Source organism: Haemophilus parainfluenzae ATCC 33392, assembly GCF_031191205.1.
Classification (GTDB): domain Bacteria; phylum Pseudomonadota; class Gammaproteobacteria; order Enterobacterales; family Pasteurellaceae; genus Haemophilus_D; species Haemophilus_D parainfluenzae.
This window is the reverse complement of sequence record NZ_CP133470.1, coordinates 717,914-738,430: the sequence shown is the minus strand read 5'-3', so window position 1 is coordinate 738,430 and position 20,517 is coordinate 717,914. Positions and strand designations below refer to the sequence as shown.

The window sequence follows — 20,517 nt, the reverse complement described above, 5'->3', positions numbered from 1 at the left end:
ACCCTTTTGAATTGCTAGGTTATTAGTTTACTTGTTTTATTTCTTACAATAAAGATAGGATAATAAACTTAACAATAATGGGCATAAAAAATAAATATAAACCGATGAGGTTTGGAATATGCCATCATAATTGGTGCCTTGTAGCCCATTCAAATTAAATAAATATTTCCTGAATACCCCAGCTTTCGCTATCCATAGCAACATCGCAAAGCGACGATAAAAACGTCGAAAAATAGCAAAAAAGAGATAGCTAAAAGTGGTAATGGCAATAAGTCTAAAATAGATATTAATAGAATGATTTAGACTCTTAGCCACAGGATCGTTTAATGCTAAATTATAACCAATGACTTGCACCCAACGCACGCCAAAGTTGAACCAGAAATAAGCACTAAATAACAACATGGCGAAATGCGTTAAAAAGAGTAGGATTCCCATTTGGAATGTCTCAAAAGTATGAAATATTTTTTATGGTATCTTCTTTATTCACTTTAAATTATGAATATTGCTCTTGTGAACCATAATAAGTCGTTAAGGTTAGAACGATCATACTGTGTATTTAGAATAGATCAATACTTTATTAAAACACTCGGATAAATATCTGTCTAAAATGCTAGGATATTTCTTAAAGAGATAGGTAAATAATAGACAAATACCTTTACGCCCCGTACTATGTTTCTTTTTCTTTGGTATCGTTTATGACTCGAATTAATCTTGTTCCGCCTGAGGAGCTTTGTGATCAACATCTTTTAGCTGAACATCGTGAATTAACCCGTATTCCTAATGCCGTAGCGAAAGGTAAATATCACTTAAAAGGACAGCCAGCAGAATATAAGTTAGGGGAAGGGCATGTGCGTTTTTTCTTTAATAAATTGGCATTTTTAAAGAAACGGTATGATGCATTACATGCGGAATGTAAAGCCCGAGGCTTTAACGTGCAGTATATTTGGAATGAAACATTACCCGATGACCCAAGTTTATGGTTGGACTATGAGGCCACAGAGGCTGCATTGCAGATTAATCGGGAACGTATTCTGGAACGAATGCCATTAAAGGCGAGATTTACACCGCATCTTCCAAAGAGCGGTCAAAAATAAAGGAGTTTTCACTTCCCCAGTGGGAAAATTATAGGGGAAGTGAATGGGGTTAAATTATTTATATTCAACCACGATATCGCTTTCGCTAACAGTATCACCATAAACTGGCAATAAGGTTTTTTCGTAAGCTTGTTTTAAACGCCCATCTTTGCCTAGAGTTTGGATTTCGTTATTTAACCAATTTAACAATTCAGGTGCATCTTTGCGAACAGCTGGTGCAATAACATCTTGATCACCAAAGTTTTTTACGCCCACGGTATAACCTGGATTTTGTTTTGCCCAAGCGAATAAGAAGGTATTGTCATTAGATAATGCATCACCACGACCATCACGTAAGGCTTCAAAGGTTTCGGTATTTTGTTCGAATTTCAATAACTTCACATCTGGATAGTTTTTGGTGAAGAAAATATCAGCAGTAGTACCTTTATCTACGATTAAAGTTTTGCCTTTTAATTGTTCAAGATCCGTAATCACTGAGCCATCTTTTGAGACGACACCGAGTGCTACTTTCATGTATGGATTCGCAAAATCCACCACTTCTTTACGTGCTGGGGTTACAGTAAAGTTGGCGAGAATAATATCAACTTTCTTAGAAAGTAAGTATTCAGCACGGTTTGCGGCATCCACTAAAACAAATTCCACTTTGTTTTCATCACCTAATAAATCTTTACCGATCGCTTTACCAATTTCAACATCAAAGCCTTGGCTTTTGCCTTGCGCATCTACATAACCAAATGGTGGTTTATCGCTAAATACACCAATGCGCACTTTGCCATCTTTTTGTATTTGCTCAAGGCTTGAAACTGTTTTTGCCCCCTCTTTAGCGGGCTCTTTATCATTACACGCAGTTAAGCTAAATGCTAAGGTGGCAGTGGCTAAAAGTGCGGTCAATGTTTTAAATGTTTTCTTCATAGTTTGTTCCTCTCGGTTCATAATTTAAGATATTTAAGAATGTTTTCGCACGATCCGTGGTTGGATTCGTGAAGAAATCTTCCGGTTTTGCCTGTTCAATGATTTGCCCTTTATCCATAAACACGATGCGATTAGCCACTTGACGGGCAAAGTTCATTTCATGGGTAACGATGAGCATCGTCATACCATCTTTTGCAAGACCTAAAATTACATCAAGTACTTCACGTACCATTTCAGGGTCAAGGGCAGCAGTGACTTCATCAAACAGAATAATTTCAGGGTTCATGCAAAGTGAACGAACAATGGCAATTCGCTGTTTTTGCCCACCGGATAATTCACGTGGATAGGCATTTTTTCGGTCATATAAACCTACACGTTTAAGTAACTCATCGGCTTGTTTTTCAGCTTCAGCACGATCGCGTTTTTGTACTTTTAAAGGGCCGAGTAAAATATTGTCAATCACTGATAAATGAGCGAAGAGTTCATAACTTTGGAATACCATCCCGATGCGTTGACGCGCTTTGACCCAAGGAATGTCTTTGCCTAATTCGCCTGCATTTTGCAGCAAAATATGACCGCTCTTTATTTCCTCTAGCCCATTTAGGCAGCGTAAAAAAGTACTTTTACCACAACCCGATGGACCTAAAATAACGACAACTTCGCCTTTCTCTATAGAAAGATTGATGCCTTTGAGTGCTTCTACATCACCGTAATTTTTGACGAGGTTTTTAATTTCTAATAACGCCATGTGTTTTCCTAATAAAAATTAACTTTCCCAACGGGTTTCTAAATAACGGGAAAATAAGGATAGCGGGTAACAAATCACAAAATATAAACCGAAAATAACACTGTAAATCCAAAGCGCCGCTGATTGATTACTAAATAATGAATGCTCGATAATTTGTTGACCGACTTTAATTACTTCAACCACACCAATTAACATCGCCAAAGAGCTGGTTTTTACCATGCGAGTAAAGAGGTTAATAGCACTTGGTGTCACACGTTTTAAACTTTGCGGAAGTAAAATATACACAAAGGTTTGAAACGGCGTTAAACCTAAAGCGTAGGCTGATTCTACTTGATGTTTTTCAATGGAAGTCAATGCGCCACGCACTAAATCGCCCATTTCTGCCGTTCCCCAGAAAATAAACACCAAAATACATACAGAAATGCCATCTAAGTGAATATCAAACCATTTTGCTAAACCGAAATAAGCGAGAAAAAGTAACGCTAATAATGGAATGATGCGTACAAATTCTAAATAAAAGCGGCAGATGGCTTTAATAATGGGATTTCTGCTTGTCATGATTACGCCAAAAATGACACCTAAAATACAGGCGAAGAAGACAGAAACGAATGCAATTTCAGCTGTTACCCATAAACCGTTGAGCAAGCGTTCAATGTTGCTGCCTTGGAATAATAACTCAAGTCCCATATTTTGCTCTCCGAGTACGGCGTTCTAAATAACTGATGAACAGAGACATCGGTAATAGAATGATCAAATAAAACACCACTAATAAAAATAAGGCTTCATTAGTTTTGTAATCGAGCCCGATGACTTCTTTCGCGACAAACATGAGTTCAGCAACAGCAACGGCACTGATCACAGAGGTTTCTTTCATTAAGAACAAACAATTTGCGCCAATTGCAGGGGTAGCAATCGCAAAGGCTTGTGGGAAAATGACATAGCGAAAAGCTTGAAAAGGAGTTAATCCGATACTTAAGGCTGATTCAATTTGTCCTTTTGATACGGCTTCTAGACCTCCTCGAATAGCTTCTGCCATATAGCTTCCACCTAAAAATGCCAGGCCGATAATACCGCAAGTAAACCCATCTAATTTCAGTCCAATTTTAGAAAGCCCAAAATAGAGAAAAAACACTTGAATTAATAAAGGCGTATTACGAGAAAGCTCGATATAGCCTTTTACTAGCCAAGTTAATGATTTTACTTTGTAGGTGGTAATCACAGCACAAATCACACCAATCACCAGCGACAATAAAATGCCCCAAAAGGCGAGATGAAGCGTCATCAGCGTGGCGTGGATAAAACGTGGCGTGACACTTAAAATATAATCCCAATTCATTTTTTATAATTTAATCGTTTGCTTGACGATATAGTAAAAAATTTTGAAACGACGAGAAAAGAATGGAAATGCATTATTTATAATGAAATGTAATAAGAGATGTGTTTTAAATGAGATCAGTGAGGGTGAAGTAATAAAAAACGGGGCTTTACTTAGCCCCGTCGTTATTTATTTTAATCACGTTTTGCGATAAGTGCGGTTGGTTCTTCGTCTGTTTTTGCTTCAGTTTGTGTTTCAGCGGGTTTGTCCTGAATAGACATGGCTGATTTTAAACTGTCCTGACGAATTTTTTCCGCTGCTGCTTTGTCACCAGCTTGTTCGAATACATAAGACGCCATCATGACATCATTTGGTTGAAGCTGGGTTGGGCAAGCTGTGACTTCTTTAAATGCTTCTGCTGCTTTAGCAAAATCGTTATTACGCACATAAAGATAGCCTAATGCACGATTGAGGCAACAACGTTGGCTTTCATCGGCACGTTTTGCACGTTTTTCTACGAGTTTGAGAAGTTTGCTGTTATCTTCTGCTTGTAAACGAGTAATTTGCGTGCAAAGCTCAGGGCTGATTGGAGTGTTATCACCCAATTTCTTCATGATTTCAAGCGTGAATTCGTAAGCTGACTCATGATCGTTACAATCAATTAAGCGTTGAATTAAAGCGGTTTTTAACTCTAAATCATTGCGACGACGACGTGGCTGAGCTTCCCACCATGCGAGCAAGCCTTCAACGCCTTCTTCATTCATTTTCTCATCTAACAAGCCATTTTCAGTTTCTTGTTGAAGCGCTTTAAATTCTTCTGCTGAGAATAAACCAGAACCTTCGATTAAATCTAAGATGCCATCAAGTGCTTGATAAGCTTTGGAACGGCTATAAATTTCAGCAGCAAGTTTTAATACTTCTTTGTTACGATCTGACATTTCAAGTAAGCTATCGACGGAACTACGCGCAGCCGGTAATTTATTTTGTTGTAATAAAATACGAGTACGGGCAATTTCGACTAATAGATTATCTGAACCGGCAAGCTCCGTCGCCTCAATCAAATAACGGTTTGCGCTGAATTCATCACCACGTTGTTGAGCAGCTTCTGCGGCTTTAATCAGATTCAATACTGGCTCTGCAGAATGTTTCGCGTTTTTACCAATCAGTTTTTCAGCCTTGGCATAATCACCCTCATTCATTTTCATCAAGCCTTCAAGGGTTTGACGTTGTGCTTTCACACGTTTACGGCGAGAAAACCAGTTATAGGTATTGCTACTTAAACGGAAGAAACGGGTAACAATCCACTCTAATGTATAAATTATCGCAAGTGCGACCACAAAGAAAATGACTAATGTGGTGAGCGACATTTCATATATGGTGTTTGCTGTTTCAATTCTGACATAACCTTGCTGACCGGAGAGGTAAGGCCCTGCAATTAATCCGGCAAGTAAGGCGATCATTAAAAAGAGAACTCTAAACATTATCTATCCTTATTGTTGGGGTTCAGTTGCCGGTTGTGCAGCTGGTGCTTCAGCGGGTTTTTCTTCAGCTTTTGGCTCTTCCGCTTTCGCTTCAGGTGCTGGTTTTACTTCTTCTTTTCTTGGTGAATTATCCACTGCTTTTTCTGCTTCAATTTCCACTTTTTGAACATCTAAAGGTGTACGATTCAAGTACTTATCAAGCATGCTTAAGCTTTGTAATTGGCTTGGTACATCTACATAGATGGATACTTCAGATAATTCATCCACTGATTTTAAGAAACTTTGAGTCACTTCAGCATTGGTATCAAAATAGCTACGAATCCAAGATGCAACGGCTTCTAAAGATTGTTTATAAAGCTCGTTTTGTTGACGAGGCACTGCCATAATCGCTAATTGTAAGCGTAAACGAATATTTTCACGCAAGTAGATATCTTGGTTTGGTGCTAATAATTCTTTGCGATCCGCACCATGTTTTGGTGAAATGCGAATAAAGTGATTTAAGAATGAGGTTGCGCTTTTTTCTGCATTTTCAGCCCAATCTGAAAGGGAATCCGATAATTTTGTTGCATTTTGATCATCACCGAAATTCACATCTAACACTGGTAATTCATCAACCGTATTGGCTAATTGCGATAATTTTTGCATGACCGCATTTTGATCCACGCCAGCTACGGAGAGAAGTTGTTTCAGATCTTGATTAATGGCGCTACGAATAGCTGCGGATTGTGAGTTATTTACTTTAGCAAGGGTTTCATCAGCGAGTTTTAAGAGTGAAACCGCTGTATCCACGTCATTATCTAACACTAATTTACGCAATGCATTGCTGAGCAAGAAATCCGCTTCTGAGAATAACCAATCAGTAGGTTGTTGAGCATTAGCTTGCACGCTCACTTTATTAATTTGTGATTGTAAGCCAACTAACTCGTGTGATTTAGCATTGATTAGCTCTTCTACTTGGGCAATTTTGTCTTGCGTTGCTTTATTCGCAGACTCTAATTGGGTAAGTTGTGTGGTATCAAATTTTACGTCTTGAGCAGGTGCTGAAACCACCGTTTTATTATTGATTTGAGCTTCAAGTGCGGTCAATTTTTGTTGGAATTCATCCACTTGTTGTTGACCAAAATAATAACCTGCACCACCCACGCCAAGTGCAATGAGAATGGCCAATAAACTTAATCCAGTACCACTTTTCTTCACAACGGTTTGTGTACGTGGCGCAACAGGCTCGCGATCTTCAGTTTGAATTTCCACTGCATCAGTTGCTTGGATTTCATCTGTCGTTTCAGGGGTTAATTTCTCTTTCGCCATATCTTTTCCTTAGTGAGAAAGGGGAGTTACTTCATTAAGTAAGGTATTAAGTAAACTTTGATTGTCCGCACCCGCGGAAACCACCACATTATGCCAACCTTGTTGTATTGCAACATCAGCAATGCGTTGGCTTACCGTGACTAAACAGCAATTTTTTAGCCAATTTTGTTCATTTTCAGGCACAAATTCGATTAACGCCTGTAAAATTTCAAGGCTCGTGACCACAAGGGTTTGTACACCAGAACGAATACAAATACTGGTTTGCTCTTCGTTATTATAACTAATCGGTGTGCGTTGGTAACATTCAATAGTATCAACGGTTGCACCACGTAATTCGGCTTGTTCGCGTAGTAATTCTCGTCCGCCGTTGCCACGTAAAATTAACAAGTTTTTATCTGTTAATTCTGTCATTTGCGGTAAATTTAGCACACCTTCGGTATTTTCTGATGTAATTGGATAACGAACAGTGCATTCAGTTTGACAGGAAAAATGCTGTGCCGTTCTATGTCCAACTGTAAAGTATTGTAAATCTTGACGCCAGTTAAAGCCAATATCTTTCAGGGTTTTATCCGCAAAATCGACCGCACTTTGGGATACCAAAAACACATAATCACCGCTTTTTAGCTGATTAAGTTTTGTCGGTAATTGTGCCAACTCAGCACCCGCTTCAATAGAAAGCAAAGGCAAATGCAAGGCAACTACACCGGCTTGATTTAGCTGGTCAACTAGGGCTTTTCCTCGTTCATCGGGGCGAGTGACTAGTACGGCCATGGTAATTTCCTATGCTGAATAAATCTTCGCCAGAATCTTATCTGCGCCTTGTGCTAGAAGTTGTTCTGCAATGCTCACGCCTAATGCTTCGGCATTTTCAACCGCACTTTTACCTTCCGCACGAATAATCGCTGAGCCATCGGTTTCTCCGACAAGAGCACGCAAGAAAATTTCACCATTTTGCTCAATGGCGTATCCACCAATTGGCACTTGGCAGCCGCCTTGTAAGCGGGTATTCATTGCACGCTCAGCCAAAACACAAGTCGTCGTAGTCGCATCTGAAAGTGGAGCTAGTAATGCTTTCACTTCTTCATCATCAACACGGCACTCAATGCCCACTGCGCCTTGTCCGGCAGCCGGTAAAGATTGTTCCACTTCAATAAATGAGGCAATACGTTCTGCTAGCCCTAAACGAATTAAGCCGGCCGAGGCTAAAATAATGGCATCGTATTCGCCATTGTCTAATTTACTTAATCGGGTTCCCACATTGCCACGTAAAGAGCGAATATCAAGATCTGGGCGTAATTGTTTTAATTGGCATTGACGACGTAAGCTTGATGTTCCAACGATAGCACCTTGGGGCAAATCATCTAATGAGCGGTATGTATTGGATACGAAAGCATCACGTGGATCTTCGCGTTTACAGATCACGCTTAATCCTAAACCTTCTGGAAACTCCATCGGTACGTCTTTCATTGAATGGACAGCAATATCGGCACGTTTTTCGAGTAAAGCGTTTTCTAACTCTTTAACAAATAAGCCTTTTCCACCAATTTTAGCTAAAGGTGAATCTAAGATTACATCGCCTTTTGTTACCATAGGAACTAATTCAACAGAAAGTGTTGGGTGAAATTTTTCTAATTGATCTTTCACAAAATTAGCTTGCCAAAGGGCTAAAGGGCTTTGACGGGTCGCAATTTTTAAGGTTTTAAGTACTGCCATAAATACCGCTGATTTTTAATGAAAATGTGACCTATGCTACCATTTTTAGGGCAAAAAGTCAGATCATTTAAATTTTTGATTTCTGAGTAGGTAAGTGGTACAGTAACGCCAGTTATTTGGTGATAGGTAGGAAGCCTTGAAATACGATCTCACTCAAGCCCGAAAATGTATTGAAACGCTAGATAAACGTCGTTTTGATCGAGCATTGCTGGGCTCTGGTGATGCATTCCGACACATCGTCTCTTTGTTGCCTCTGTTGTTGCATCTTAATCATTCAGCTTTGCCGGGTTATGTAGAAGATGCTCCAGTAGGCATTTCTGATTTTATCCTTTCCAATTATCAGCAAGGTTTTCTCTCAAAAGAACATCCTGAACTTGCAGCAAGTGTGCAAAGTGCGGTCAATTCTGATGCTGTTTTTGCACCGATCTTGGGTATTTATGTGATGGGTAGTTTTGGCTCCATTAGCCAAACTTCAGCTTCAGATTTGGATATTTGGATCTGCCATCAAGATGATTTATCTGAGCAAGATCAGCAGCGCTTAGCGGAAAAAACGAAGAAAATCACCCAATGGGCATCCACATTTCATGTGGAAATGCATTTTTATTTGATGACGCAAAAACGCTTCCGTAATGAGCGTTATTCCGATCCATTAACCAAAGAAAACAGTGGTTCTGCCCAATATATGTTGTTATTGGAAGAGTTTTATCGTTCCGCTGTACGCCTTGCGGGTAAGCCATTATTGTGGCTCCACTTGTGGGTGGAAGATGAAAAACAATATGAAGCCGAAGTTGCGCGTTTAGTGGCGGAAGGTGAGCTTAATCCAAATGATTGGGTTGATTTTGGCGGGTTAGGGCAATTTTCTGCCAGTGAATATTTTGGTGCGAGCTTATGGCAACTGTATAAAGGTATCGATTCACCGTATAAATCGGTGATGAAAATCTTATTGTTGGAAACCTATGCCCAAGAATACCCAAATGCCCATTTAATTGCTCGTCAATTTAAAGAAGATTTACTTTCCGGTCGTAGTACCGCTGCACATCATTTTGACCCTTATATTGCGATTCTAGAGAGAATTAGCCAATATTTGACCGCACATTCAGAATTTAAGCGCCTTGATTTTGTACGCTCTTGTTTTTATGTGAAGGCGACGGAAGACTTTGCGTTATATCACGCCTCAAACTGGCGTATTTCTTATATGAAAATGATGGCCCAAGAATGGGGTTGGTTAAAAGAACGTATTGAAGAATTAGATCAGCGTCCAAATTGGAAAATCAAACGGGTGAAAGAAAGTCACAATAATTTGGTGAATTTCTTGATGATGAGTTATCGAAATCTAGTGGATTTTGCGCGTAAACATAAAATTAATTCTAGCGTAATTCCGCAAGATATTACGGTACTTTCTCGTAAGCTTTATACCGCATTTGAAGAGCTGCCAGGTAAAATTACGCTACTGAATTCACAGATTTCGCATAATTTAGCGGAAGATCACCTCACATTTATCGAAGTTCACGGTAATAAGAATTTTAAGGATGGGTGGTATCTGGTGAATCAGCCGCCAAATCATATTATGTTCTCGAAAGAACGCGTGATTGAATATGGGGAAAGTTTAAATAAAGTTGTTGCATGGGCTTATTTTAATCGCTTGCTGACCGCTGAAACGTGTTTACATCTAATTAGTCAAAATATCGACCAGCTCACTTTACGTAATTTTGTCGCTGATTTGCGATTGTTTTTCCCCCATACAAATGGTCAAGCTCCTACAAATGAGGCACTTTCTTCGCAGTGTGAAATCCGAGATTTGTTTATTGCAGTGAACTTAGTAAATGACCCGACAGCACAAGTTGAAGAACTTAAATCAAATATCTCGCCGAGTGATTTGTTCAGTTTTGGTCAATTAGAACAGAGCTTGGTCGGCAGCATTGATTTCACTTACCGTAATGTATGGAATGAAATTCGAACTTTACATTTTGAAGGGCAGAATGCGATTTTGCTTGCCTTAAAAGTGCTTTCTAATAAAATTGATCAGGGTGTAAATCAGCCGCGTTCTGTACAGGTTTTCTGTTACAGTAAACACTACAATCGTACGTTGCGAAACTTAGTGAGTGCGTTAGTCAATCGTTGTATTAGTATTCAATTGGGGGATAGTCGTCCAACAACGCATTCTCGTTTACGTGTAGCAGGGAAAAACTGGCAATTCTTTTTTGAGGAAAAAGGGATCAGTTTGCAACCTATTGAAGGCGGAAAAGAAAGTGCAGTCAATTTTGAAGACGTTTTGCCAACTCAATTGGAAGAGAAAGAAATTATCCCTGAGGGACGCCGATATCCACCTGAAATTGATTTGTTTGCCAGTGAAGGTTTTTTACAATTTTTCTTTGAAGATAATGCCGATAATAGCTTTAACGTCTATTTGTTAGATGAAAAGAATCGTCTCGAAATTTATCGTCAATGTGAAGGTTCAAAAGATGACAAGGTCCGTGAAGTAAATCAGATTTATCAATCACTCGGCTCGAAAGGTTGTAAAAATCCGTATAAAATGGTGCAGCGGAATTTTAATTACCCGCAATTTTATCAATTGCATCTGACAGAAAGCGGTATGCATATCATGCCGTTCAAATTTAAAAGCAAAAGGAGTTGCGACTAGCTAAATCAAAACAAGTATTGTTTGAGATAAATGAAGTATATCTACAAATATGCATTGGAAGATAGGCAAAATCCCGATAGAATCCCTTCTTTTGAAAATCTATTGAGAAATAATCTAAGGCTGTGGACGTTTTCGCCTTCAGGCGATAGAATGTGCGTCCTCTCATCTCTTGGAGAAAATTATGCAAGAAAAGTTAAAAGTATTAATTATCGACGACCATCCATTAATGCGTCGTGGTATCAAACAATTAGTTGAATTAGAAGAGAATTTTGAAGTTGTTGCCGATGTAGGAAGCGGTACAGAAGGTATTTCCATTGCGATTCAAGAATCCCCGGATTTAATCATTTTAGATCTGAATATGAAAGGCCTTTCCGGTTTAGATACCCTTAAAGGCTTGCGTGCGGAAGGCGTTGATGCACGAATTTTGATCTTAACTGTCTCTGATGCGAAAAATGATATTTTCACGCTCATTGATGCTGGTGCTGATGGCTATCTATTGAAAGATACCGAGCCAGATGTGTTACTTGAGCAAATTAAACGTATTGCACAAGGTGAAGTGATTTTAAGTGATTCGATCAAAAATTTACTGTTAGAACGTAAACATACTGTTGATCCAATGGATTCACTCACCGATCGTGAAATGGATGTGTTACGTTTAATCGCGACAGGTTTATCCAACAAACAAATTGCAGGTCAGCTTTTCATTTCTGAAGAAACAGTTAAAGTGCATATTCGTAATTTACTGCGTAAACTTAACGTGCATTCACGTGTTGCGGCAACTGTCTTGTTCTTTGAACGAAATGGTCGATAGGCAAGTTTCAAAACGTAAAAAGTGCGGTCAATGTTGACCGCACTTTTTGTTTATCTTGGCACACCCCGTAGTAAAGGGATTGGCTCAAACGGCGCGACTGAAGTTGGCGCAGGAATATCATTAAAAATTAAGATAAATGGTTTAGGAGGCAAGATTTTTTCATTTCGCCATAAACTTCCCATGCCGACTAATTGAATATCATCAGGTAAATTTTTTATTCCTGATTTTAATACAGCTACGGTATTTGGACGAGGGTGCCCAATAGCAATGGCTGTGCCATGTTTACGCGCATATTGAATTGCACTTTGAAATTGGCGTTGCACATCCACTAAATTATCACTGTCATCTAAAAAGATATGGCGATCTAATACACGTACGCCTTGCTCTTTTGCTATTTTTCCCGCGACTGATTTCCCGATAGTACGGCTATCTAAAAAGAATAAATGCTGCTCGCGAAGTGCGGTCATTAAATAGGTCATTAATGTGGCATCGGCTGTGGCTGCACTGCCCATATGATTATTCATTCCGATAGCATTGGGCACAATAGCTTTCGCTTTTTTCACTCGCTCATTCACTTGCGCTTCAGACAAGCCTAAAGTCAAACCACCTTCTTCAATTTTAATATTGCTGACAGGCTGCATCGGCATATGAATGAGAATATCGTGATTTTGTGCTTTCGCTTCTTGATTGCGAATTTTGGCATAGGGCGCAGCAGGAATGATCGCAACGGAGATTTCTTTTGGCATGGCTAAAACTTCGGCATCTTCTTTCGGATGATAGCCAATGTCATCAATTACAATAGCTAACTTGCCTTGTGCAAAAGTAAACGCAGAGAAAAGTGCGGTTGAAAAAATGATCGTATTTTTGACCGCACTTTGAAAGAACCTTGCCATTATTTAATCCACCCAGCTGGATTCACAGGCACCCCTTTACGACTGATACCAAAGTAAAGTGCCGGTTTAGAGATCTCACCCGTATTCCCCACTTGTGCGATGGTTTGTCCCGCAGATACCAGCTGACCTTGTTTTACAAATACCGCTTGGTTAAAACCATATAAACTCAAGTCGCTGTCGCCATGTTTCACAATCACCATATAACCATAGCCGTTAAGATGACCCGCTAGAATGACACGACCACTAGCAATAGCTTTTACCGAGGTACCCGTTGGTGCACCGATAACCATACCTTTCCAGCGCACTTCACCCGCTTGGATTGAACCAAAGGAATATAACGTCGGGCCAGAAACTGGGCGACTGTATTGATGCGCAGCCGTACCTAAACCACTGGTACTGTTAATCAACTTACGTTCTTGATCGGTTGGTTGATAAGGTTTTGAGGTTCGTTTTTCTTCCTCTTGCTTTTTCTGCGCAAGGGCTTCACGCTCACGTTGTTCTTGTTGACGAGCGGCTTGTTCAGCACGTTGAATTTCTTGGCGAAGGGCATTTTCGTTCGCTTTCAACGTTTCCAGTTTATTCTGATCTTTCGTTAAGTTTTTGTTGAGTTCATTTAACGTAGATTGACGTTCTTGTTGTGCTTTTTGTAATTCTTGCTGCTGTTTCTTTTGCGTAGAAAGCTGATTGCGATGATTTTTTTGTTGCCCTGAAATCGCTTCGCGTTGTTTCGCTAAATTCTCTTGTGTCGCTTTCAGATTGTTAATCATATCAATGCGAACTTGATTTAAGTGCTGATAATACACTTTCATGCGTTCCGCTTTTTTCGCATCTTCCGAAAGCATTCTTTCCAAGGTAGAAGGATTGACTCCTGAGCGATAAATGGCATCTATTTGCTTCGCAAGCTTGGCTTTTTGCACGCGCTCTTGCTTTTCTAATTGCTTGATTTGCTTTTCGGTTTCCGCCATTTGCTTGCGGATTTCTTTTAAGCTTAATTCTGTTTCACGCAATTCACCGACAACGCTATTAATTTTGCTTTCTTGATCTTTAAGACTAGCTTGGAGTTTAGCTTGTGCGCGTTTTTGCTCGGCGATCTTTGACTCTTGTTGTTTAATTTGTTTTTGAATTTGATTGAGATCGTTGCCTTGCGCAAAAGATGAAAAGCCAAGCAGGCCGCAAGCCATAAGTGCGGTCAGTTTTGATAAGATTTTTTTTCTACGATTGCTTTGCTGCATACATCTAAACTTGAGAGAAATTAAGGGACGAATAAAGCTTAAATACTAGCATTATTTTTGAGTGGCTAAAAGTTTACAGGCGATTTTTTGCGAAAGATCAGTAAATGCCGCCTTTTTACTTTTAAACATAACAATTTTTTGCTATAACAGAGCCATTCATTTTTTTATTAATACTTAGGAGATCCTTATGGAATTAGTATTCATTCGTCACGGTTTCAGTGAGTGGAACGCAAAAAATTTATTCACCGGTTGGCGTGATGTGAATTTAACCGAGCGCGGCGTAGAAGAAGCAAAAGCAGCGGGTAAAAAATTGTTCGAGAAAGGCTATGAATTTGATATCGCCTTCACCTCTGTTTTAACTCGTGCAATCAAAACCTGTAACATCGTGTTAGAAGAATCTCACCAATTATGGATTCCTCAAGTGAAAAACTGGCGTTTAAATGAGCGTCACTACGGTGCATTACAAGGCTTAGATAAAAAAGCAACCGCAGAACAATACGGTGACGAACAAGTTCATATCTGGCGTCGTTCTTATGACATTTCTCCTCCAGATTTAGATCCGAAAGATCCAAACTCTGCACATAACGACCGTCGTTATGCAAACATCCCATCTGATGTTGTACCAAACGCAGAAAACTTAAAATTAACCTTAGAACGCGCATTACCATTCTGGGAAGACCAAATTGCTCCAGCAATGCTTTCAGGTAAACGTGTTTTAGTGGTGGCGCACGGTAACTCACTTCGTGCATTAGCAAAACACATCATCGGTATTTCTGATGCGGAAATCATGGATTTTGAAATCCCAACCGGTCAACCGTTAGTGTTAAAACTTGACGATAAATTAAACTACGTAGAACACTACTATCTTTAATTTATAAATAAATTTCAAAGTGCGGTTAATTTTGACCGCACTTTTTGTTTAAGGAGAAGAACGGATGAAAAAATTACTCGCGGTGATTTTTGCCTTGTTACCTGTTTTGGCCTTTGCAGCATCGCCAAATCATACGGCAAAATCAACTCAAACTAAATCAGTGAAAACGGCAGTTAAAAAAGTGGAAGCCAAGAAAGCAACCACACCTAAAACCGTAGCCAAAACAGCTAATAAAAAAGCGGATGCTAAAAAAGCAGAAGCGAAAAAGCCAGCTAAAATTGTGGAAGCAAAAAAAGCGGTAACAAAAAAAGAAAAAATAAAAAATAAAACGACAACTAAAGCCGCTAAAGCAGAGCCGACAAAAACGAAAGGCAAACAGTCAGTAGAAAAAACGAAGCAAACTGTAGTAAAAGACAAAAAGGCTGCAGCTAAGAGCAAACAGAGTGTAGTTAAAGAATCAGCTAAACCTGAAAAGATGATTGCTAAAAAAACACCCGCAGTTAAAACTGAAGTGAAGAAAGCGGAACCAAAAGCTGTTGAAAAAGTGGCTGAAAAGAAAGTAGATGCTGTCGCACAAAAAACAGCGAGTATGGTGACAAAATCTGTCGTCGTACCAAGATGTAATGATTCAAAAGTTTTTGCGGTATTATCTGATGCCTTCAAAAAACAAGGAGCAGCCACTAACACCCAAATGACAGTGAAACAAATCTCGCAAGCCCGTGAAACGCAATCTTATCCACAACAAGGCATTCGCAGCTGTAATGCGATAGTGGAAACCAACGGCGTTAAATATGTTACCGATTACAGCATTATCTTGAATGATAAAGGCTTCTTCGTGCAAGTGGAAAACGCGCAACCCGCTCAACATTTCTAATCTTAACGTGCGTTATTTAAATGAAGTTGTTTGAATAACGCACGCATTTCTTCTTCATTCAAACGGCGATATTCACCATTACTTAGTCCATCAAGTGTTAAATGGCTCATTTGATAACGGATAAGTCGTAATGTCGGAAAGCCGATATGTGCCGTCATTCTACGCACTTGTCGATTACGCCCTTCACTGATTTTGATTTCCAACCAGCTCGTTGGAATACTTTGACGTTCACGAATAGGTGGATTGCGAGGCCAGAGAAAATCTGGTTCAGAAATCAACCGCACTTTTGCCGGCTTCGTCATTCCATCTTTCAATTCAACGCCTTGACGAAGCTTGTCTAAATCGGACTCTTCAGGAATGCCTTCCACTTGCGCAAAATACGTTTTTTCTGTTTTAAACTTAGGATCAGCCAAGCGATGCTGCACTTCACCATTATTCGTTAAAATCAGTAATCCTTCGCTATCACGATCCAATCGCCCTGCCGCATACACATTTGGAATGATAATAAAATCTTTTAATGTGGCTCTGCCATTTTCATCGGTGAATTGTGTCAGCACATCAAACGGTTTGTTAAATAAAATGACCTGACTTTCAGCGATAGAAAGTGCACGTAGACGACGATACGTTCCTTTATGATTCTTTTTCTGAAGCGCGTTCGATGAAAAAGGTGTCTTTATATTTTTGATTTTTTTCAAAAAATACTACCTAAGTTATTAATTTATCGATATTAACTGAAAATAAGAAAAGCCGATTTGTTTGTGCAAATCGGCTCGAAATTTTATAGGTTTAAGTATTAACCTGCAACTGCGATACGTTTCATATCTGTCATATAACCACGTAACTCTTGACCAATTAATTCAACAGGGTGGTTACGGATTGCATCGTTTACATCGCGTAGGGTGATGTTATCGATAGCAACTGCTGGTGTTGGCTCACCTAAGTCACCTTTTTGTAAGGCTGGGATTATTTCTTTTGCAAGAATAGGGGTTGCTACGTTAGAGAATAAGTAGTTACCGTATTCTGCGGTATCAGAAATTACCACATTCATTTCGTATAAACGTTTACGCGCGATAGTGTTAGCGATTAACGGCAATTCGTGAAGTGATTCATAGTAAGCTGATTCTTCATAGATACCGCTTGCAACCATTGCATCAAAGGCTAATTCAACACCTGCTTTCACCATTGCTACCATTAACACGCCGTTATCAAAGTATTCTTGTTCAGAAATTTTGATGCCGTCTGCTTTTGGTGCGTTTTCAAAGGCAGTTTTGCCGGTTGCTTCACGCCATGCGAATAAATCTTTGTCACCGTTTGCCCAGTCAGCCATCATGGTTGCTGAGAAGTGACCGCTGATGATGTCATCCATGTGTTTGTAATATAAGAAACCAAGGCTTTCTTTGATTTGCTCAGCAAGTTCAAATGCACGTAATTTTGCGCTGTTTGATAAGCGATCCATCATTAATGTGATACCGCCTTGTTTTAAGGCTTCAGTAATGGTTTCCCAACCGTATTGGATCAATTTACCTGCGTATGCTGGATCTTTACCGTTTGCAACTAATTTGTCGTAACATACGATAGAACCAGCTTGTAACATACCGCAAAGAATGGTTTGTTCACCCATTAAGTCTGATTTTACTTCTGCGACGAATGAAGATTCTAATACGCCAGCACGGTCACCACCAGTTGCTGCCGCCCATGCTTTCGCAATTGCCATACCTTCACCACGTGGGTCATTTGCTGGGTGAACTGCGATTAATGTTGGTACACCGAAACCACGTTTGTATTCTTCACGTACTTCAGTACCTGGACATTTTGGTGCACTCATCACTACAGTGATGTCTTCACGGATTTGCTCACCCACTTCAACAATGTTGAAACCGTGTGAGTAACCAAATGCAGAATCTTTTTTCATTAATGGCATTACATCAGCCACTACTTTGGAGTGTTGTTTGTCTGGTGTTAAGTTGATTACTAAGTCTGCAGTTGGAATTAATTCTTGATAAGTTCCCACTTTAAAACCGTTCTCGGTTGCACGCTGGAATGATGCACGTTTTTCTGCAATCGCTTCAGGGCGTAATGCATAAGAAATGTCTAAGCCAGAGTCACGCATATTTAAACCTTGGTTTAAACCTTGTGCGCCACAACCTACGATAACGATTTTTTTGCCTTTTAAGTAGTTGCAACCGTCAGCGAATTCGCTGCGATCCATAAAACGACAACGACCTAATTGATCTAATTTTTCGCGTAAATTTAATGTGTTGAAATAGTTAGCCATTTTTCATCCTTTCTATGATGTTGATTAATGTGTATGAGGTTGTGTTTGAATATAGTTTTTTGTTGTGAAGTGGATTATAAGGTTTTTATTTGTTGTGAAGTGGATTATAAGGTTTTTATTTGTTGCGTAAAGTGATATTATTTGCACTTAGTGTTGCAATTTTTGCAATGTCATTTGCTTTTAACGGTACATATGAACTTTCAAGACCTTCAAATATTTCTTCATCTTGCTGATACACAAAATTTTGCTAAAACCGCTACGCAAAATCATATGTCACCGTCTACGCTTTCACGCCAAATTCAACGCATGGAAGAGGAATTAGAACAACCTTTATTTATTCGTGATAATCGCCAAGTGCGCTTAACCGAACAAGGCGAGAAATTTCTGCAATTTGCGAAAACAGAATGGCAAAACTGGCAACAGTTTAAGCGTCAGCTGCGAGATAATTCAGCGGAATTAAGCGGAGAATTACGCTTATTTTGCTCAGTAACCGCTTCATACAGTCACTTGCCACAGGTATTAGCCAAATTTCGTTCTCGTTATCCGAAAGTTGAAATTCAACTCACTACAGGTGACCCCGCTTCTGCAGTGCAATTCATCCAATCAGAACAAGTGGATCTCGCTTTGGCGGGAAAACCTAACAATCTACCGACAGGATTGGAATTTTATAAGATTGATGATATTTCCCTTTCATTAATTGCACCTCGCGTGGCTTGTTTAGCGACACAATTATTACAGGAAGAACCCATCAATTGGCAACAGATGCCTTTTATTTTGCCGTTAGATGGAATGGCACGCCAGCGTATTGAACAATGGCTACGTAGCAAACACATTAAGCATCCAAAAATTTATGCCACAGTGGCGGGGCATGAGGGGATCGTGCCAATGGTGGCACTTGGTTTTGGATTAGCGATGTTGCCGGATGTCGTGATTGATAATAACCCGATGTCAAAAGACGTGTCTCGTTTAAATTTAGACAATCCTGTTGAGGCGTTTGATTTAGGGGTTTGTGTTCAAAAAAGAAATTTAGCGAACCCCCTAATTCGTGCATTTTGGGAGATGTTAGACTAAAATAATAAGCAGAATTAACCTAAGGATTTATTATGTTAAGAGGCATACTTATTTCACTTTTAGCCTCGCTTTTATTTGGCTATATGTATTATTTTTCCACGCTACTGAAACCGCTCAGTGGCACGGATATTTTCGGCTATCGAATGCTGTTTACATTCCCTTTCGTTGCCCTTTCCGTCATCATGTTTAAACAAAAACAAGCTTTGGTTGAGCATTTAAAACGCATTAAAAATAGACCGCTCTTTGCCCTTTCCTATATTATTTGTGGCGCATTAATGGGGTATCAAATGTGGCTCTTTTTATGGGCACCTAATAATGGCAGCTCCTTAAGTGTTTCTTTTGGTTATTTATTGTTACCAATTGTGATGGTGGCTGCGGGGCGGATCATTTTTAAAGAGCGAATTTCAACATTAAAATTCATTGCGGTATTAATTGCGGCAATCGGAGTGATTTCTAACATCATTCTAAAAGGTGGGTTATCTTGGGAAGCCATTGTTATCTGTGTGGGTTATACCACGTACTTCTCGATACGAAAAGCCCTGAAAAATACCGATCTTGGTGCTTTTTGCTTAGAAATGATCTCATTATTGCCAGTTAGCGTTTACTTTGCCCTTCAAACCGATTTTGCTACTGTACAGGAATCAAACCCTAATATTTGGGGATTATTGGTATTGCTCGGGCTCATTAGTGGCTCTGCATTGATTGCTTACGTGATTGCCAGCAATATGCTGCCAATGAATTTACTTGGCCTTCTAGGTTATGTTGAAACCATTTTGATGGTGATTATTTCATTTTTAATTGGAGAGGAAATGGATGCGGACAGCTATCCGTTATTCATTTGTTTAGTATTGGCGATGAGCCTGATTATTTTTGATGGCGTGTATAAACAGCGCGCAAAAGGAACAAACCATGTCGTTTAAAGAAATTAGCCCAGAACAAGCTTGGGAAATGGTGCAAAATGGCGCCATGCTTGCTGATGTTCGGGACCCTCAACGTTTTACCTATTCCCATGCTAAAGGGGCGTTTCATTTAACTAACCAAAGCTTTTTACAATTTGAAGAACTGGTGGATTTTGACTCCCCGATTATCGTGAGTTGTTATCATGGCGTGAGCAGCCGAAATGTGGCGACTTTCCTCGTTGAACAAGGCTATGAAAATGTGTTTAGTGTCATTGGTGGATTTGATGGTTGGGTAAAAGCTGGTTTACCGATAGAAACGGCTTATTAGTATTTTTTGATTTAAAGTGCGGTGAAATTTACCGCACTTTTCTTCTTGTCT

General features: G+C 39.5%; 22 protein-coding genes. 8 read left to right on the top strand and 14 right to left on the bottom strand.

Annotation, left to right across the window (positions count from 1 at the left end; all coding sequences use genetic code 11):
• Positions 1-36 precede the first annotated feature (36 nt).
• The gene (locus RDV53_RS03600; protein ID WP_005694863.1) at positions 37-435 is read right to left on the bottom strand and encodes a hypothetical protein; all 399 of its coding nucleotides are present in this window, start codon (positions 433-435) and stop codon (positions 37-39) included.
• A gap of 260 nt (positions 436-695) precedes the next feature.
• Here RDV53_RS03600 and RDV53_RS03595 point away from each other — a divergent pair, with 260 nt between their 5' ends.
• Positions 696-1,094, top strand: a complete 399-nt coding sequence (locus RDV53_RS03595; protein ID WP_005694862.1) for a pyrimidine dimer DNA glycosylase/endonuclease V — start codon at positions 696-698, stop codon at positions 1,092-1,094.
• A gap of 54 nt (positions 1,095-1,148) precedes the next feature.
• Here RDV53_RS03595 and RDV53_RS03590 read toward each other — a convergent pair whose 3' ends face one another.
• The 8 genes from RDV53_RS03590 to hemC form a co-directional block, all read right to left on the bottom strand.
• A complete protein-coding gene (locus RDV53_RS03590) occupies positions 1,149-2,006 on the bottom strand; it encodes a cysteine ABC transporter substrate-binding protein (RefSeq protein ID WP_005694861.1) in 858 nt (285 codons plus the stop codon).
• Positions 1,990-2,754, bottom strand: coding sequence for an amino acid ABC transporter ATP-binding protein (locus tag RDV53_RS03585; protein WP_005694860.1), 765 nt, complete (start codon positions 2,752-2,754; stop codon positions 1,990-1,992). Before RDV53_RS03585 ends, RDV53_RS03590 begins: the two co-directional genes overlap by 17 nt.
• Positions 2,755-2,772: 18 nt before the next feature.
• Complete coding sequence (locus tag RDV53_RS03580) at positions 2,773-3,441, bottom strand: amino acid ABC transporter permease (protein WP_005694859.1); 669 nt, start codon at positions 3,439-3,441, stop codon at positions 2,773-2,775.
• A complete protein-coding gene (locus RDV53_RS03575; RefSeq protein ID WP_005694858.1) occupies positions 3,431-4,090 on the bottom strand; it encodes an amino acid ABC transporter permease in 660 nt (219 codons plus the stop codon). The genes RDV53_RS03580 and RDV53_RS03575 overlap by 11 nt, the downstream gene beginning before the upstream one ends.
• Before the next feature lie 173 nt (positions 4,091-4,263).
• On the bottom strand, positions 4,264-5,550 hold the full coding sequence (locus RDV53_RS03570) for a heme biosynthesis protein HemY (protein WP_005694857.1): 1,287 nt from the start codon (positions 5,548-5,550) through the stop codon (positions 4,264-4,266).
• Positions 5,551-5,559: 9 nt separating this feature from the next.
• Positions 5,560-6,858 carry a uroporphyrinogen-III C-methyltransferase gene (locus tag RDV53_RS03565; protein ID WP_005694856.1) on the bottom strand — a complete coding sequence of 433 codons (1,299 nt, stop codon included), beginning with the start codon at positions 6,856-6,858 and terminating at the stop codon, positions 5,560-5,562.
• A gap of 9 nt (positions 6,859-6,867) precedes the next feature.
• Positions 6,868-7,629 (bottom strand): uroporphyrinogen-III synthase, encoded by a 762-nt coding sequence (locus tag RDV53_RS03560; RefSeq protein ID WP_005694855.1) that lies wholly within the window; start codon positions 7,627-7,629, stop codon positions 6,868-6,870.
• A gap of 9 nt (positions 7,630-7,638) precedes the next feature.
• Positions 7,639-8,571, bottom strand: a complete 933-nt coding sequence (hemC, locus tag RDV53_RS03555; RefSeq protein ID WP_005694854.1) for a hydroxymethylbilane synthase — start codon at positions 8,569-8,571, stop codon at positions 7,639-7,641.
• Positions 8,572-8,707: 136 nt separating this feature from the next.
• Between hemC and RDV53_RS03550 the strand changes: the two genes are divergently transcribed.
• Both RDV53_RS03550 and RDV53_RS03545 read left to right on the top strand, forming a co-directional pair.
• Entirely contained in the window at positions 8,708-11,212 is a 2,505-nt protein-coding gene (locus tag RDV53_RS03550) for a class I adenylate cyclase (protein ID WP_005694853.1), read from the top strand.
• Positions 11,213-11,393: 181 nt separating this feature from the next.
• Positions 11,394-12,023: a response regulator gene (locus RDV53_RS03545; protein ID WP_005694852.1), complete on the top strand. Its 630-nt coding sequence runs from the start codon at positions 11,394-11,396 to the stop codon at positions 12,021-12,023.
• Between the two features lie 50 nt (positions 12,024-12,073).
• Here RDV53_RS03545 and RDV53_RS03540 read toward each other — a convergent pair whose 3' ends face one another.
• Both RDV53_RS03540 and envC read right to left on the bottom strand, forming a co-directional pair.
• Complete coding sequence (locus RDV53_RS03540) at positions 12,074-12,916, bottom strand: divergent polysaccharide deacetylase family protein (protein WP_005694851.1); 843 nt, start codon at positions 12,914-12,916, stop codon at positions 12,074-12,076.
• Positions 12,916-14,148: a murein hydrolase activator EnvC gene (envC, locus tag RDV53_RS03535; protein ID WP_005694848.1), complete on the bottom strand. Its 1,233-nt coding sequence runs from the start codon at positions 14,146-14,148 to the stop codon at positions 12,916-12,918. The genes RDV53_RS03540 and envC overlap by 1 nt, the downstream gene beginning before the upstream one ends.
• A 187-nt stretch (positions 14,149-14,335) precedes the next feature.
• Between envC and RDV53_RS03530 the strand changes: the two genes are divergently transcribed.
• Both RDV53_RS03530 and RDV53_RS03525 read left to right on the top strand, forming a co-directional pair.
• Complete coding sequence (locus tag RDV53_RS03530) at positions 14,336-15,019, top strand: 2,3-diphosphoglycerate-dependent phosphoglycerate mutase (protein ID WP_005694847.1); 684 nt, start codon at positions 14,336-14,338, stop codon at positions 15,017-15,019.
• A gap of 64 nt (positions 15,020-15,083) precedes the next feature.
• Positions 15,084-15,893, top strand: a complete 810-nt coding sequence (locus RDV53_RS03525) for a hypothetical protein (protein WP_005694845.1) — start codon at positions 15,084-15,086, stop codon at positions 15,891-15,893.
• A gap of 2 nt (positions 15,894-15,895) precedes the next feature.
• Here RDV53_RS03525 and RDV53_RS03520 read toward each other — a convergent pair whose 3' ends face one another.
• From RDV53_RS03520 to RDV53_RS03510, 3 genes are all read right to left on the bottom strand, one after another.
• Entirely contained in the window at positions 15,896-16,570 is a 675-nt protein-coding gene (locus tag RDV53_RS03520; protein WP_050783116.1) for an rRNA large subunit pseudouridine synthase E, read from the bottom strand.
• A 116-nt stretch (positions 16,571-16,686) separates the two neighbouring features.
• Positions 16,687-18,168 (bottom strand): ketol-acid reductoisomerase, encoded by a 1,482-nt coding sequence (ilvC, locus tag RDV53_RS03515; RefSeq protein ID WP_005694843.1) that lies wholly within the window; start codon positions 18,166-18,168, stop codon positions 16,687-16,689.
• A 115-nt stretch (positions 18,169-18,283) separates the two neighbouring features.
• Positions 18,284-18,406, bottom strand: coding sequence for a hypothetical protein (locus RDV53_RS03510; protein WP_256594756.1), 123 nt, complete (start codon positions 18,404-18,406; stop codon positions 18,284-18,286).
• On the opposite strand from RDV53_RS03510, the gene ilvY reads away from it, so the two are divergent.
• Genes ilvY through glpE form a run of 3 tightly spaced genes read left to right on the top strand, consistent with a single transcriptional unit; the run spans position 18,361 to position 20,466 of the window.
• Positions 18,361-19,239, top strand: coding sequence for an HTH-type transcriptional activator IlvY (ilvY, locus tag RDV53_RS03505; RefSeq protein WP_005694842.1), 879 nt, complete (start codon positions 18,361-18,363; stop codon positions 19,237-19,239). The genes RDV53_RS03510 and ilvY overlap by 46 nt on opposite strands.
• 32 nt (positions 19,240-19,271) lie before the next feature.
• A complete protein-coding gene (gene rarD, locus RDV53_RS03500; protein WP_005694841.1) occupies positions 19,272-20,159 on the top strand; it encodes an EamA family transporter RarD in 888 nt (295 codons plus the stop codon).
• The gene (glpE, locus tag RDV53_RS03495) at positions 20,149-20,466 is read left to right on the top strand and encodes a thiosulfate sulfurtransferase GlpE (RefSeq protein ID WP_005694839.1); all 318 of its coding nucleotides are present in this window, start codon (positions 20,149-20,151) and stop codon (positions 20,464-20,466) included. Before rarD ends, glpE begins: the two co-directional genes overlap by 11 nt.
• Positions 20,467-20,517: the final 51 nt, after the last annotated feature.

Coding starts and splice junctions, on each gene's coding strand:
- glpE (WP_005694839.1), top strand. CDS start 20,149: ATGTCGTTTAAAGAAATTAGCCCAGAACAAGCTTGGGAAATGGTGCAA.
- RDV53_RS03525 (WP_005694845.1), top strand. CDS start 15,084: ATGAAAAAATTACTCGCGGTGATTTTTGCCTTGTTACCTGTTTTGGCC.
- RDV53_RS03575 (WP_005694858.1), bottom strand. CDS start 4,090: ATGAATTGGGATTATATTTTAAGTGTCACGCCACGTTTTATCCACGCC.
- rarD (WP_005694841.1), top strand. CDS start 19,272: ATGTTAAGAGGCATACTTATTTCACTTTTAGCCTCGCTTTTATTTGGC.
- RDV53_RS03580 (WP_005694859.1), bottom strand. CDS start 3,441: ATGGGACTTGAGTTATTATTCCAAGGCAGCAACATTGAACGCTTGCTC.
- RDV53_RS03560 (WP_005694855.1), bottom strand. CDS start 7,629: ATGGCCGTACTAGTCACTCGCCCCGATGAACGAGGAAAAGCCCTAGTT.
- RDV53_RS03570 (WP_005694857.1), bottom strand. CDS start 5,550: ATGTTTAGAGTTCTCTTTTTAATGATCGCCTTACTTGCCGGATTAATT.
- hemC (WP_005694854.1), bottom strand. CDS start 8,571: ATGGCAGTACTTAAAACCTTAAAAATTGCGACCCGTCAAAGCCCTTTA.
- envC (WP_005694848.1), bottom strand. CDS start 14,148: ATGCAGCAAAGCAATCGTAGAAAAAAAATCTTATCAAAACTGACCGCA.
- RDV53_RS03595 (WP_005694862.1), top strand. CDS start 696: ATGACTCGAATTAATCTTGTTCCGCCTGAGGAGCTTTGTGATCAACAT.
- RDV53_RS03590 (WP_005694861.1), bottom strand. CDS start 2,006: ATGAAGAAAACATTTAAAACATTGACCGCACTTTTAGCCACTGCCACC.
- RDV53_RS03600 (WP_005694863.1), bottom strand. CDS start 435: ATGGGAATCCTACTCTTTTTAACGCATTTCGCCATGTTGTTATTTAGT.
- ilvY (WP_005694842.1), top strand. CDS start 18,361: ATGAACTTTCAAGACCTTCAAATATTTCTTCATCTTGCTGATACACAA.
- RDV53_RS03540 (WP_005694851.1), bottom strand. CDS start 12,916: ATGGCAAGGTTCTTTCAAAGTGCGGTCAAAAATACGATCATTTTTTCA.
- RDV53_RS03565 (WP_005694856.1), bottom strand. CDS start 6,858: ATGGCGAAAGAGAAATTAACCCCTGAAACGACAGATGAAATCCAAGCA.
- RDV53_RS03585 (WP_005694860.1), bottom strand. CDS start 2,754: ATGGCGTTATTAGAAATTAAAAACCTCGTCAAAAATTACGGTGATGTA.
- RDV53_RS03530 (WP_005694847.1), top strand. CDS start 14,336: ATGGAATTAGTATTCATTCGTCACGGTTTCAGTGAGTGGAACGCAAAA.
- ilvC (WP_005694843.1), bottom strand. CDS start 18,168: ATGGCTAACTATTTCAACACATTAAATTTACGCGAAAAATTAGATCAA.
- RDV53_RS03545 (WP_005694852.1), top strand. CDS start 11,394: ATGCAAGAAAAGTTAAAAGTATTAATTATCGACGACCATCCATTAATG.